This is a genomic window from Collinsella aerofaciens (genome assembly GCF_032584215.1).
Classification (GTDB): Bacteria; Actinomycetota; Coriobacteriia; order Coriobacteriales; family Coriobacteriaceae; genus Collinsella.
In genome coordinates this window covers 1-13,928 of sequence record NZ_JAWHPN010000038.1, presented here as the reverse complement: position 1 = coordinate 13,928, position 13,928 = coordinate 1, and the positions used below count along the sequence as shown (strand labels likewise).

The following is a 13,928-nucleotide window of genomic DNA, read 5'->3' as shown; positions in this document are numbered from 1 at the left end:
AGGGTCAACCAGGCGCGCGACAGGTGGGACCCGACTGCAAGGGTGGTGCGCCATATCCTGATGGCCGACGCGACTTACCGCAGCTTGGGATAGGTGCGGCATCACCCGTTATCTAAACTGTTAGAATGCTAATAAAAGCGGCTCAAATCCTGATTTGGATTTGAGCCGCTTGTCGTTACTGCTCGGGCTCTTCGACTTTGTCGATGGCCCAGGTGGCGCCGAGGCCGCCGGTGGTGTTGCGGCGGATGCGCACGGTAACCTCGCGGCGCTCGCCGGCCTGCGTATAGTGCAGGGGGAAGCTTGCGCGGTTTCGCGCGGCCTCGATGGTGCCGCGCTCGCGGGCGATCCAGTAGTACTCGCCGATGATGCCGAGCGTGTCGGCGCCGTAGGGGAGATAGGTCGACAGCTGGTGTAGCAACGGGCCGGGGCAGAAGACCTCGGTTGCGAAATCGATGGGGAAGTCCTCGGGGATGGCGGGCGCTGCGGGTGCGGGGGCCGGTGCCATCGCCGGTGCGGAGGCCTGCTCATTGACGGGCGTCACCTCGATGACGGGCGCGGGTTCGGTGCCGAGTACTGATTCGGTGTCCGCTTTCGGCATCGCCGCGGAATCTGCGGGCTCGACGATGGCGGGTGCGTCTGCGGTCGCGGTGTCGAGCTCGACTTGCGGAGCGCTCTGATTCTCGACGCTCGACTTTACCTCGATGGGCGTGGATGCCATGGTGGTGATGCCGGCGTTGGCGTTCTCGGGGTCATAGACGACCGTGAGCGAGATGGCGGGCTGCGGCGTCTCGGGCTCCGGCGCCGACTCGGTAGCGTCTTGATCTGCGGGCTCGTCGGACTGATCGTCTTCGGCCTCGTTGCCAAAGACATCGCTGTTTTGGAACGCAGGCGTCTCGGTTTGGTCAGCAGCTTCTTCGGTTGTCGACTTGGGAGCCTCGTTGAGCTCCACAGTGGCTTCCTGCTTGGATATGACTTTGGGATCGGTCATGGCGGCGATTTCGGTTTCGGCTTCTGCCGTTACCTCAATAGCGACTTCGATCTCTGTCTCGGGCTCGGATTCCGGCACGGCTTCAACCATGGCTTCGGGCTTGGGACGCTTAACGTGTTTGGGGCGCACGGCCTTGAGGTCCTTCTCACCGCGCTTTTTCTTTTTGTAGGACTGCTTGGCGCCCTTGGCTGCCTTGGGCTTGTCCTCGCCCTTGGCAAGAGCGGCATCCCAAGCCTCGTTGGCGATGACGGTGGCGTACAGGCGGCCGCCCTTAAAGACAGTCAGTTTAATGCAGTCGTCGAGTTCCTCGAGCAACTCGCGCGTGGACTCAAAGCCCAGGTCATAAGCGGTCATGTCGCCTGCGGCGAGCGCCTCCTCGACCTGTGTCATAAACGTTTGCTTGCCGCACCCAATCGCGTCGCGCAGCAGGCGATACAGATAGATGTGGTTGCCCAGCGAAAGCGTGGGCCTAACTATTGTCTTGCTCATGGCAAATCTCCTCTTTACACATGTAAAGCATCTTACCATCGCATGGCGTTCGCCATGGCGGCGCCCAAGGCAAACGGGCGCGAACCGCTTTCGATTCGCGCCCGTTGTACAGGTCGGTTATCTATGAGAGACAAATGTGCTTAGTTGCCCGATGCCGTGCCTTGGCTCGAGTTGTCAGATGCCGTGCCGGACGCGGTTCCGCTCGAGCCGTTGGTGTTGCTGCTGTCTGCTGCACCCGTTCCCGACGTAGTGTCGCTCGTCTGGCCTCCCGTGTTCGGCTGTGAACCGTCAGTCGTTTGGCTTGAGTCGGTCGTGTCGGACGGCGTGCCACTGTTGGCCGTAGAGGAATCGGTGCCCTGTGATTGGTTTTGGGTGTTCGAGGACGAATCGGCAGAGGTAGAACTGTCTTGCGTGCCGTCCGCCTGTGCCTGCTGATCTTGCGACTGGGTGTTGCCATTTGCATCGCTCTCGGTCGTGCGCGACGAAAGAATTGGCTCGGGACGCTCGCCCAGACCCTCACCGGCAGTGGTGATAAGGATGGCGCCGGCGCAGGCGATGACTGCGACGATGGCGATGGCGATCGAGAAGACGATGACCTTCTTTTGCGTCTGGCTGCGCTCTGCCGCCGCCTTGGCACGCAAGCTGTTGGGGGCAACGCGCGCCGTGGTCGCGCGCCCCGCAACCTGGCGCATTTCCTGCGTGGTCGCGGCGCCACCTAGGTGCTCCTCGACATCGGGCTCAACGGGCTCGTAGGCGCCGGCGGGGTAGTCGACGTCGACGTGCGTACCTTTGAGGGCTTTGGCGCTGGCAGAGATAAAGTGGCGGTAGACCTGCGAGGACACAACGGTGATGACCGAGCTCACGGCGGCGCCAATTACTGAACCAGCGATACCAATCTTGGAGGCAAGCGCGACGCTCGTGGCAGCAGCTGCGGCGCCGGCGATGATCTGGGGAATGGAAATGTCATCGAACAGGCCCTTTTTGGGCGCGATGGCCATGGTCTGTCCGATGGAATGGTTCTCGTGCACGCCGTTGTTGAGCGATGCCGGCGTCATGACGCGCGTGCGCGGCGCGTCGGTGTACTTGGTTGTCATACGGGGTCCTCCCGGTGTAAATCTGCTTCGTTTCGTGTAGCCATCAGGGTACCCACCAGATGTGAATCGTACGTGACATTTAACAGATACCATCAACTCATCAATTGCTCACCAAGTTGGTGGGATGCGGTTACACCCGGCGGTTGAACTACAATAGGACTTGCTAATTGTTGTGAATGGCGTCTACGCACGGGAGCATTCTTATGAATCTTCACCTTTCTCAGTCTGATGGCTTTTTGCGTGTGGCGGCGGCCTCGCCGCGGATTCGCGTGGCCGATGTCGAGGGCAATGCCGAGGTTGCGCTGGCGGCTGTTCGCGAGGCTACCGAGCGCGGCGTTCGCGCGCTGGTGCTGCCCGAGCTTAACCTGACCGGCTATACCGCGGCCGACCTGTTCCATAACCGCACGCTGCTGCATGCCTGCGAGGCTGCTCTGGTGCATATCCTCGACGAGACTCGTGAGTTGCCGATTGTCTTTACCATTGGTCTTCCCGTTGCAGTTGCCGAGAATATCTACAACTGCGCCGCCGTGTGCTGCGCGGGCGAGCTTTTGGGCCTCACGGCCAAGAAGTATCTGCCCAACTATGGCGAGTTCTATGAGCGTCGCTGGTTTGCTCCGGCGCCTGCGGATCCCGTGTGGGTTGAATTTGCCGGTCAGGGTCCGGTTCCGCTGGGCTCGGGGCTTATCTACCGTTGCTGTGATGAGGGTGCCGAGGATATGGTGCTGGGCGTTGAGGTCTGTGAGGACCTGTGGGTGCCGGCGCCGCCTTCGACCGAGATGGCGCTTGCCGGTGCGATGCTGATTCTCAACCCGTCGGCTTCGGACGAAATTATCGGTAAGGCGGATTACCGCCGCAGCCTCATTTCCAACCAGAGCGCGCGCCTGTACTGCGCCTATGCCTACGCGGACGCGAGCGAGGGCGAGTCCACGACCGACATGGTCTTTGCGGGCGAGAACCTTATCTACGAAAATGGCTCCAAGCTCGCCGCCACCAAACTGCTTACCTGCGATATGGCCATCGCCGACGTTGACCTTGACCGCCTAGTTGCCGAGCGCCGTCGCTCGACGACGTGGGCGCGCACCGACGATGCGCCGGAGGCCACGACCGTTGAGTTTTCGTTTGAGGGCGTGCTGGCCGAAGAACCTGTCCTGCGCGATGCCTGCGATATCGACCGCGTTTTCCCGCGCGCGCCCTTTGTGCCGGCCGACCACGGCGACTTGGCCGAGCGCTGCGAGACGATCCTCGATCTGCAGACTGCGGGCCTCAAGACCCGCCTTGCCCACACGGGTACCAAGGCTGCGGTTATCGGCCTTTCGGGCGGCTTGGACTCCACGCTAGCGCTGCTTGTGACCGTGCGTGCCTTCGATGCACTGGGGCTGCCGCGCACTGGTATCACAGCCGTGTCCATGCCCGGCTTCGGCACGACGCATCGCACCAAGTCGAATGCCGAGTCGCTCGCTCGCGACCTGGGTGTGAGCTTCCGCGAGGTTTCGATCCACGCGGCTGTGGAGCAGCACTTCAAGGACATTGAGCATGATCCAGCTGTGCAGGACGTGACCTACGAGAACAGCCAGGCGCGCGAGCGTACGCAGATTCTGATGGATCTGGCCAACCAGGCTGGCGGTTTTGTCATTGGCACGGGCGACCTGTCGGAGCTGGCGCTCGGCTGGGCTACCTATAACGGCGACCACATGAGCATGTACGCCGTCAACGCGAGCGTGCCCAAGACGCTTGTGCGCCATCTGGTGCGCTATGCCGCCGATGTCTTTAGCGGGCGCATTGCCGAGGTCTTGCTCGATATCCTCGATACGCCGGTGTCCCCCGAGCTTCTGCCGCCCACGGGCGACGGCGAGATTGCGCAGAAGACCGAGGATTTGGTGGGCCCGTACGAGTTGCACGACTACTTCCTCTACTACCTGCTGCGTTTTGGCTTTGAGCCGGGCAAGATCTACCGCATGGCGCTCAAGAGCTTCGAGGGCGTCTACGACGCCAAGACCGTCCACACGTGGCTACGTACGTTCTACCGTCGCTTCTTTGCCCAGCAGTTTAAGCGCAGCTGCCTGCCCGATGGTCCCAAGGTGGGCTCGGTGACGCTCAGCCCGCGCGGCGATTGGCGTATGCCGAGTGACGCTAGCTCGCGTCTGTGGCTTGCGCAGATCGATGCGCTCAATCCAGTTGACTAAGGTTGGCTAAATTGAACCAATACGGGGGTTGCAAGCGTTACACTTTTGCAATCTGATGGCCCGTATCGCGCGGCGCTCTTGTCGGAGCGCCGCGTTTTTCATATCGAAAGGTGGCACCATGCAGGCATCGCAGCGTCTCGACCGCTTTGGCGCGGAGGTCTTCGCCTCGCTCAACAACAAGCTTCTCGCGCTGAAGGCTCAGGGCAAGACCATTTACAACATGAGCGTGGGCACGCCCGATTTTAAGCCGTACGACCATGTGGTCGAGGCGCTCACGCAGGCAGCCCAAGATCCCGAGATGTGGAAGTATGCCCTGCGCGACCTGCCCGAACTCAAGCAGGCCGTGTGCGATTACTATGAGCGTCGCTTTGGCGTTTCGGGCATTACGCCGTCTATGGTGCAGTCGTGCAACGGCACGCAGGAGGGCGTGGGCCATTTGGGCCTGGCCCTGCTCGATCCGGGTGACACCATTCTGGTTCCCGATCCGTGTTACCCGGTCTTTGAGGCGGGTGCCAAGATCGCCGATGCCAAGCTCGAGTACTATCCGTTGGTTGCCGAGCATAATTACCTGCCCTATGTGGCGGGTATCGATCCCGAGGTGGCCGATCGTGCCAAGTATATGATCGTGTCGCTGCCCGCGAACCCGGTCGGCTCGGTGGGCACGCCCGAGGTCTACGAGGAGATTATCGCCTTTGCCCGCGAGCATGATTTGTTGATCGTTCATGACAACGCGTACTCCGACATCGTGTTTGACGGTGAGCCGGGTGGCAGCTTCCTGCAGTACCCCGGTGCGCTCGAGGTGGGCGTGGAGTTCTTCTCGCTCTCTAAGTCGTTTAACGTCACCGGCGCGCGCATCGGCTTTTTGGTCGGTCGCGAGGATGTGATCTCGGCCTTTGCCAAGCTGCGCGGCCAGATCGACTTCGGCATGTTCTTCCCGATCCAGAAGGCCGCCATCGCCTGTCTGAACGGTCCGCGCGATGAGGTCGAGGCGCAGCGTCTGAAGTACCAGGAGCGCCGCGATGCCCTGTGCGACGGTCTTGAGGGCCTGGGCTGGGGGCGTCCCAACGCGCATGGCTCTATGTTTGTGTGGGCCAAGCTTCCCGGTGGTCGCACCGATTCCATGGCGTTTTGCGAGGAGCTCATGGAGAAGGCCGGCGTTGTGGTGACGCCGGGCGCGAGTTTTGGTCCTTCGGGCGAGGGACACGTGCGCATGGCGCTGGTCCTACCGCCCGATCAGATCGCTTTGGCTGTCGAGGCCATTCGCGAGGCGGGCCTGTATTAGAAACCTATTTCGACTCGTCAATAGCTCGAAACCGATTTCGCGCAGTTATTTTACGAATACTGCAAACAATTTCGGTAAACGGTCGATTTTTGGCTGCGAATAGGGGCATAATCAAAGTCCCGATTGGATGTATTGGGATTACGACAAGCCGCTCGGGTCGTTCCCGGGCGGCTTGTTTGTGGAGAGAGATGGGAGTTTCTAATGGTTAACGAGAAGAAGGTCGCTATTGTCGGCTGCGGTTTCGTCGGTTCGTCTTCGGCGTTCGCACTGATGCAGAGTGGTCTGTTCTCCGAGATGGTCCTCATCGACGTGGACAAGAACCGTGCCGAGGGTGAGGCCCTGGATATCGCGCACGGCATGACGTTTGCCGAGCCGATGAAGATCTACGCCGGCGATTATTCCGATGTCGCCGACGCCGCCATGATCGTCGTCACTGCTGGCGCTGCCCAGAAGCCCGGTGAGACCCGCCTGGACCTGGTCAACAAGAACGTCAGCATCTTCAAGTCCATTATTCCCGAGATTAAGAAGTCCGGCTTCGACGGCATTCTGCTAATCGTCTCCAACCCGGTTGATGTTCTGACCTATGCTGCCATCAAGATGTCTGGCCTGCCCGAGGGCCATGTCATCGGCTCCGGCACCGTGCTCGACACCGGCCGCCTGCAGCAGATGCTTGGTGCCCACGTCGAGGTTGACCCGCGCGATGTCCAGGCCTATGTCATGGGCGAGCACGGCGACTCCGAGTTTGTCGCTTGGTCCAGCGCTCAGGTTGCCGGCGTTCCGCTGAACACCTTCTGTGAGCTTCACGGCCACTTGGAGCATGAGGCTGCCGAGAAGCGCATCGCCGAGGACGTCAAGAACTCCGCCTACACCATCATCGAGAAGAAGCACGCCACCTACTATGGCGTCGCCATGGCCGTCAAGCGCATCTGCACCGCCGTTATGCGCGATGAGCAGACCGTTCTGCCTGTCTCCTCGCTCATGGTGGGCGAGTATGGCCTGTCCGATCTTGCCATCTCCATGCCGACCGTCGTTGGCCGCGACGGCGTTGTCTGCCGCGTCCCCGTGCCGCTGAACGACGACGAGCAGCATGAGCTCACCGTCTCCGCCAAGGCCCTCAAGGACATCATCGACAGCGTTGACTTCTCCTGCTAAATCAAGCTCGCTAGAGCGAAAAGCTACAATGAAGGCGTCCGGGTCCACACGGCCCGGGCGCCTTTTTGGTGCAAAGTAACCTGACTCCAATGCACCATAGTTGATGGGAGGGCCATGTCGGATTCGCCTAATTTTTTGACCTATGTCCAGACGGCGTTTGATCCCTTTGAGGAGCGGCCGTTCTGCGCGGTGGATAGCCTGGTCTTTGCGTGGTTGTCCTATTTGCGCTTGCCGGGTGATATGGCGGGGCTGACGAACTGGCAGGGCCTAGACGTACGCGAACTGCTGCGTGCCGAGTGCTACCGGGACATGATTGACGACTTGTGGGACCCAGAGGGAAGCAGGGCCTTGTTGGAGGCCGTGGCAGCAAATCCCAGATACCGCGGCGTGCACGTTTGCGGCTATCGTGCCGTGAGCGATGTGGTGGCGACGGAGCAGTTTGCAGCCATGGCGTTCCGGTTTCCGGCGGGGTTTAGCTATCTTTCCTTCCGGGGGACCGACAGCACGATTGTGGGCTGGAAAGAGGACTTTAACATGGCGTTCCGGTGTCCTGTGCCGGCCCAGGAATCCGCGGCGCGTTATGTGGACGAGGCGGCGGATGCGATCGACGGGCCGCTTTTGTGCGGAGGTCATTCCAAGGGTGGAAACCTTGCGGTGTACGGTGCGGCGATGTGCTCCGATGTCGCCCGTGAGCGAATCGAACGGGCGTATTCTCATGATGGTCCAGGGTTCGTCGAGGAGTTTCTGAACGGCAACGCCTTTGCCGATCTTTCCGGTCGAATCGACAAGACGCTACCTCGGTCGTCGATCTTCGGCATGATGTTCGAGACACAAGAGGACTATGCCATCGTTGAGAGCACCGAGTTCAGCCTGCTGCAGCACAATCCCTTTAGCTGGGTGGTTGATGGTTGCGACTTCGTATACTGTGAGCGCCTGTCCGCCGGTGCTCGATACGTTGATGGCTCCATTCGCGAGATGCTGCTTACAGTGTCGCCTAGCGAGCGCGAGCGTTTTGTAGATGCGTTGTTCTCCGTGTTTGAGGCTACGGACGCCGAACGGTTTGCGGATATCGCAGGAAATCTGCGTGAGAGTCTGCCCGTGATGCTCCAGGCTGCGCAAGGCTTTGACGAGGATACACGACGCTTTGTCTCGCAGACCATCGTAGCAATCCTTAAATGCGCACTGCTGCCCAAACGACCTCAGATCGACATGCCCGCTGCCGGCAAGAGTTTGGCAGAACAGCTCGAGGCTTGGCAGTCCGAGCTCCTGCGCTAACCATTGGTGCAAGCAACCTGTCCCCGATGCACCAATCTTCGAAGCGCCTGGGGCGGGCTCGACCGCTATACTGATTCGTGCCGAAATCGATCTAGAACGGAATGCCGTATATGAAAATCAATCACGCGATTCTGCATATCCTGGACTTTGACTCTGCCGTCAACGTCATGAGCCAGCGCGAGTTGGATATCGAAAGCCGTACTGTCCGCAACTTCGTGACCACACATCTGCGTCGCGCGCGCACTTCGGCCGATAACAAGCGTGCCACGTTTGCCGAGAACTCCGCATTCGGCGGCGAGCTCAAGAGCTATTTCTTTGGTGAGCGTGAGTTCGTGGACCTGTCGCAGCAGATTGCGGAGTTCATCTCTTCCGAACTCACCAAGGCCGAGAAAGCTGAGTCCACCGACGTGCTCGTGGCTGATTTTGACGACGATGAGGATGCCCGCTGGTTTGCCGTGATGCTGCTGGGCTCCAAGCAGGCCTTTATGCACGAAGTGGGCCGCGAGGAAGGGGAGGTGCGCAACGACATCGCGCGCCATTACGCCATTCTGCCGAACCCCTCGCAAAAGGTGCCGAGCTATGCCATCGTGCGCGCGAGCACCATGGAGATCGGCTATGTGGACAAGAAACGCAAGATCGCCGGCGAGGACCGCATGCTCATTCCCGACGGCCTGCTGCAATGCGACACGGGCGTTTCGGGTAAGGAGGTCATCGACACGGTGACGCGCGTGGTCGAGGAGGTCGCTGAAGAGCACGGCGCCAACACGGCCGTAGCGCTCGCCAAGGTTAAAGCCGCCGTTGCCGAGAAGGTTGAAGACGACGAGGAGCTGCCGCCTTGGGATATCGTCGATGAGGTCTTTGAGGACGAGCCGGTTATCAAGGAGAGCGTGCGTGCGGCACTGACCGAGGAGAAGGTGCCCGAGCGCGTGCCCGTGGAGCGCAAGCAGGTCGAGCGCGCGGCCGTGCGCAATCACAAGATCCGTACCGACACGGGTATCGAGATCAGCTTCCCGGCCGAGATGGGTTCAAACTCCGAGTATATCGAGTTCGTCAACGAGCCCAACGGCCTCATCTCCATCGAGCTCAAGAATATCGGCAGCATCGAGAATCGATAAGTTGCGTTGCGCCTACAGCGAGAAAGCAAAGGCCGAAGCTCCTTGGGGCTTCGGCCATTTTGTTTAGGGATGAATTATCCCGCAGGTTGAGCATACGTCAGCGAAAACGCGGTTTGTCAAAACCGCGTAACTATTAAAGTTGACGTAAGCCCTCTTCCAGTCCGGTCTTGCTGTTGGTCTTCTCGTCGCGCATCTTGATGACGCGGGCGGGGACACCGGCCACGACGGCGCCGGCGGGGACATCCTCGACGCACACGGCGCCGGCGGCAACGACAGCGCCCTTGCCTACGTGCACGCCCTCCAGGACCACGGCGTTGGCGCCGATCATGACATCGTCCTCGATGATGACGGGCGTGGCGCTGGCGGGCTCCACAACGCCTGCCAGCACGGTGCCGGCGCCGATGTGGCAGTTCTTGCCCACGGTGGCGCGGCCGCCCAGTACGGCGCCCATATCAATCATGGAGCCTTCGCCAATGACGGAGCCGATGTTGATGATGGCGCCCATCATGATGACGGCGCGATCGCCGATCTCGACGCGGTCACGGATGATCGCGCCCGGCTCGATGCGGGCGTTGATGCCCTTAAGGTCGAGCATGGGCACGGCAGAGTTGCGGCAGTCATTCTCGACATCGTAGTAGTCGATGGAGTCGGCATTGGCATCGAGGATGGCCTTGAGCTCATCCCAGTCGCCAAAGACGGTCTTGCCGCGACGGCCGCCGTAGACATGTGCGTCGCCCCAGGCAACCTTCATGCCGGGCTTCTCGCGCACGTACAGCTTGACAGGTGTCTTTTTGGGCGCGGTGGCGATGTAGTTGATAATCTCCTGGGCATCCATCTCGGCTGCGTTGCTCATTTGCTATCTCTCCTTTGGGTGGATTCGGTTGATACCTGGTTAGGCAAACATGACCTGGTCGAACGTATAGAAGCCGGGTTCGCGGGTGACGAGCTTCTGGGCGGCGGCCAGGGCGCCGTTGACGAAGATCTGACGGCTCGTGGCGCGGTGGGTGAGCGTGACCTCCTCGTCCTGGCCAAAGAAACTCACTTCGTGGACGCCGGCGACAGTGCCACCGCGCAGTGAGTGCATGCCGATCTCCTTGGGATCGCGCGCGCCGCACATGCCCTTGCGTCCGTAGACGGGGTGGTAGCCTGTCTCGGGCTCGGCCTCGACTACGGCGTCGAGCAGCAGCTTGGCGGTACCGCTGGGGGCGTCGACCTTTTGGTTATGGTGCGTCTCGACGATTTCGCAGTCAAAGCCGGGCAACTCGCGCGTGGCCTGGGCCACTAGATGACGCAGGGCTGCGATGCCGATGGAGTAATTGCCCGAGTGCATAACGCGGGTGTTCTGGCCCAGCTCACGCAGACGGTCCATCTGCTCGGGGGTGTAGCCTGTGGTGCCCGAGACCAACGCCGCGCCCGTGCGCTCGACATAGGCGACGACGGCATCGAAGGTCACGACGTTCGAGAAGTCGATAATCACATCGGCAGCCGGTGCGTTCTCGAGCTTGCTCAAATCGAAGCCAATCTGGGCCACGATATCAAAAACGGGTTGACCGGCGGCGTCGACAACGCCCTCGGCGGTGGTGCGGATGAGCGAGCCCATGCGGCCCGTTCCCATAATGACGGTCTTAATCAAGCAGACCAGCCCCCTTCAGAGCATCGATAAGTGCAGAGCGCGTGTCGTCTGCCATGGGGCACAGCGGCATGCGGTAGTTTGCCTCGATCATACCCATCTGGGCGAGCGCCTCTTTGACGGGGATGGGGTTGACCTCACTAAAGAGGGCATTGATGAGCGGCTGGCCGGCAATTTGGATATCGCGGGCACGCGCCACGTCACCGTCCAAATAGACGCGGCACATGTCATGCACGAGCTGCGGCTGCACGTCTGCCCACACGCTGATGGTGCCCGAGGCGCCCAGGCTCATGAGCGGCACGGTAAGCGCGTCCTCGCCCGAGTACATGCGGAAGTCGTCTGACAGCAGGTGGGCGATTTTGGCCGCGTAGGCGACGTTGCCCGAGGCCTCCTTAATACCCATGATGTTGGGGTGCGCGGCCAGGCGCTCTACGTTGCGCTCGCTGATACCGCAGCCGCAGCGGCCGGGGATGTTGTACAGGATGCAGGGGATGTCCACGGCATCGGCGACGGTCTTAAAGTGCTGATAGATACCCTCTTCGTTGGACTTGTTGTAGTAGGGGGTAATGAGCAGCAGGCCGTCGGCTCCCAAGCCCTGGTAAGTAAGCGACTTGGTGAGCATGGTCTGCGTGGAGTTGGAGCCCGAGCCGGCAATGACGGGGACGCGTCCTGCAACATGCTTGACCACGGCGGCGACGACGGAGTTGTCCTCGTCGTCGGTCATCGTGGCGCTCTCGCCGGTGGTGCCAAGGGTGAGGATGGCGTCGGTGCCGTTTTGCAGGTGGAAATCGATAAGGCGCTCGAGTGCGTCAAAGTCGACACTGCCATCCTTTTTAAACGGCGTGACGAGGGCGACGATTGAGCCCTCGAGATTGCGGATGTCCATGTTCTTCTCCTTCGCGTCCGCGATCTGGATGCGTTTGTTCCATTGGGCGGCGACTGTCAGGCGCTCGTCTTGGGCGCGACGGCGGGCACTTTCGGCGCGCGACTTGGCCAGCAGCTCTCGGCCGCTCGGCAGCACGTCGAGCGTGGCAAAGTAATCGCCCGGGCGCTCGGCGCGGCGGATGAGGTCGGCCGAGCCATCGGGGCGCAACAGGACCTCGGCGGAGCGCAGGCGTCCATTGTAGTTGTAGCCCATGGAGTAGCCATGCGCGCCGGTATCGTGGATCACGAGCACATCACCCATGTCGATATGCGGCAGCTCGCGGTCGATGGCGAACTTGTCGTTGTTCTCGCACAGATTGCCCGTGATGTCGTAGGTGTCCGTGACGGGCGCTGTGGTCTTGTCGTCGCCACCCGGCTGGCCCATCACCGTAATGTGGTGGTAAGCGCCATACATGGCAGGACGAATCAGATCGACGGCACTGGCGTCCACGCCGATATAGTCCTTGTAGATCTGCTTCTCGTGGATGGCCTTGGTGACCAGGCATCCGTAGGGGCCCATCATAAAGCGACCCATCTCGGTGCAGATCGCCACATCGCCCATGCCGGCGGGGACCAGAATCTCGTCGTAGGCTGCGTGTACGCCCTCACCGATGGCGTGAATGTCGTTAGCCTGCTGCTCGGGCAGGTAGGGGATACCCACACCGCCGGACAGATTGATAAAGGCGACATGTGCGCCGGTCTCGCGCTCCAGGCGCACGGCAAGTTTAAAGAGGATGCGTGCGAGCTTGGGATAGTAGTCGTTAGTGACGGTGTTACTGGCAAGGAAGGCATGGATGCCAAAATTCTCGGCGCCCTTGGCCTTGAGCATGCGGAAGGCCTCAAAGAGCTGCTCGGTGGTCATGCCATATTTGGAGTCGCCCGGGTTGTCCATGATGCCGTTGGAGAGCTGGAACAGACCGCCTGGATTAAAGCGGCAGCTGACCGTCTTGGGGATGGGCCCCGCAACGCGCTCAAAGAACTCGATGTGGCTGATGTCGTCAAAGTTGACGATGGCACCCAGCTTGTCGGCGAGCTCAAAGTCGGCAGCTGGCGTGTCGTTGGACGAGAACATGATGTCGTGTCCCGTGATACCCAGTGAGCGGGCGATCATAAGCTCGGTATAGCTCGAGCAATCGCAGCCGCAGCCGTATTCGTTGAGAATGGAGATGAGCGCCGGGTTGGGGTTGGCCTTGACGGCAAAGTATTCCTTAAAGCCCGGGTTCCATGCAAAGGCGTCGCGCACTTCTTGCATGTTGCGGCGGATGCCTGCTTCGTCGTATAGATGAAACGGCGTGGGGAACTGCTCGACGATATGCTCGAGTGTCTCCTTGTCCACAAACGGCTGCTTGGCCGCATATGCCTCGTTGGGGGTCAATGCCATGTCCCGTAAACCTCGCTATCCAGACGGCGCCATCTGCGCATCGAATCCGCATAGCGTGGACCCAATGTCCGGATAGCGCTCCCGCATTGCTGCAGACAGTCCTGTGGGTGTTTCCCACAGGCCCACCAGGTTGTTCGTGCCCGAAAAACCCAGTTCGGCGGGTTTCGCCTCCCCACGGGGTCAAAGCCTGCTGGCTCGCCCGCGGTTCTTCGTGCCCGCGCCTCTATCAAGTGGTAAAGACCCTATCACGTTGCACTTTACCAAACAAGAGTATTTGTATATAACGTTTAAAAAAGGCTCTGTTAGACCAGGATTGACATTCCGCCCCGTCATCTTCTTGCGATTGCACAATGGTCGCCCCTTGTCGAATCTGAATCCGGCAAGGGGCGATGCGCCCGAGACCGGACGAGTTGCT

The 13,928-nt window shown here is 60.6% G+C and carries 10 protein-coding genes and 1 riboswitch; of the genes, 5 read left to right on the top strand and 5 right to left on the bottom strand.

What is annotated here, in order from left to right:
• Positions 1 to 175 precede the first annotated feature (175 nt).
• A complete protein-coding gene (locus RX395_RS09295) occupies positions 176 to 1,477 on the bottom strand; it encodes a hypothetical protein (RefSeq protein WP_316367150.1) in 1,302 nt (433 codons plus the stop codon).
• Positions 1,478 to 1,617: 140 nt separating this feature from the next.
• Complete coding sequence (locus RX395_RS09290) at positions 1,618 to 2,571, bottom strand: hypothetical protein (RefSeq protein ID WP_316367148.1); 954 nt, start codon at positions 2,569 to 2,571, stop codon at positions 1,618 to 1,620.
• Positions 2,572 to 2,774: 203 nt separating this feature from the next.
• On the opposite strand from RX395_RS09290, the gene RX395_RS09285 reads away from it, so the two are divergent.
• From RX395_RS09285 to RX395_RS09265, 5 genes are all read left to right on the top strand, one after another.
• Positions 2,775 to 4,754 carry an NAD(+) synthase gene (locus RX395_RS09285; RefSeq protein ID WP_316367146.1) on the top strand — a complete coding sequence of 660 codons (1,980 nt, stop codon included), beginning with the start codon at positions 2,775 to 2,777 and terminating at the stop codon, positions 4,752 to 4,754.
• Positions 4,755 to 4,872: 118 nt separating this feature from the next.
• Positions 4,873 to 6,036, top strand: a complete 1,164-nt coding sequence (locus RX395_RS09280; RefSeq protein ID WP_316367144.1) for a pyridoxal phosphate-dependent aminotransferase — start codon at positions 4,873 to 4,875, stop codon at positions 6,034 to 6,036.
• Positions 6,037 to 6,237: 201 nt separating this feature from the next.
• A complete protein-coding gene (locus tag RX395_RS09275) occupies positions 6,238 to 7,188 on the top strand; it encodes an L-lactate dehydrogenase (protein WP_022094138.1) in 951 nt (316 codons plus the stop codon).
• 114 nt (positions 7,189 to 7,302) lie between these two features.
• Positions 7,303 to 8,463, top strand: a complete 1,161-nt coding sequence (locus RX395_RS09270) for a DUF2974 domain-containing protein (RefSeq protein ID WP_316367141.1) — start codon at positions 7,303 to 7,305, stop codon at positions 8,461 to 8,463.
• 110 nt (positions 8,464 to 8,573) lie between these two features.
• The gene (locus tag RX395_RS09265; RefSeq protein WP_316367139.1) at positions 8,574 to 9,578 is read left to right on the top strand and encodes a nucleoid-associated protein; all 1,005 of its coding nucleotides are present in this window, start codon (positions 8,574 to 8,576) and stop codon (positions 9,576 to 9,578) included.
• Between the two features lie 133 nt (positions 9,579 to 9,711).
• Here RX395_RS09265 and dapD read toward each other — a convergent pair whose 3' ends face one another.
• The 3 genes from dapD to dapA are packed head-to-tail and all read right to left on the bottom strand — an operon-like array spanning position 9,712 to position 13,513.
• Complete coding sequence (gene dapD / locus RX395_RS09260; RefSeq protein ID WP_230317452.1) at positions 9,712 to 10,431, bottom strand: 2,3,4,5-tetrahydropyridine-2,6-dicarboxylate N-acetyltransferase; 720 nt, start codon at positions 10,429 to 10,431, stop codon at positions 9,712 to 9,714.
• 39 nt (positions 10,432 to 10,470) lie between these two features.
• The gene (gene dapB / locus RX395_RS09255; RefSeq protein ID WP_316367136.1) at positions 10,471 to 11,211 is read right to left on the bottom strand and encodes a 4-hydroxy-tetrahydrodipicolinate reductase; all 741 of its coding nucleotides are present in this window, start codon (positions 11,209 to 11,211) and stop codon (positions 10,471 to 10,473) included.
• Positions 11,204 to 13,513, bottom strand: coding sequence for a 4-hydroxy-tetrahydrodipicolinate synthase (dapA, locus tag RX395_RS09250; RefSeq protein WP_316367134.1), 2,310 nt, complete (start codon positions 13,511 to 13,513; stop codon positions 11,204 to 11,206). The genes dapB and dapA overlap by 8 nt, the downstream gene beginning before the upstream one ends.
• Before the next feature lie 65 nt (positions 13,514 to 13,578).
• Positions 13,579 to 13,747, bottom strand: a riboswitch (Lysine riboswitch).
• Positions 13,748 to 13,928: the final 181 nt, after the last annotated feature.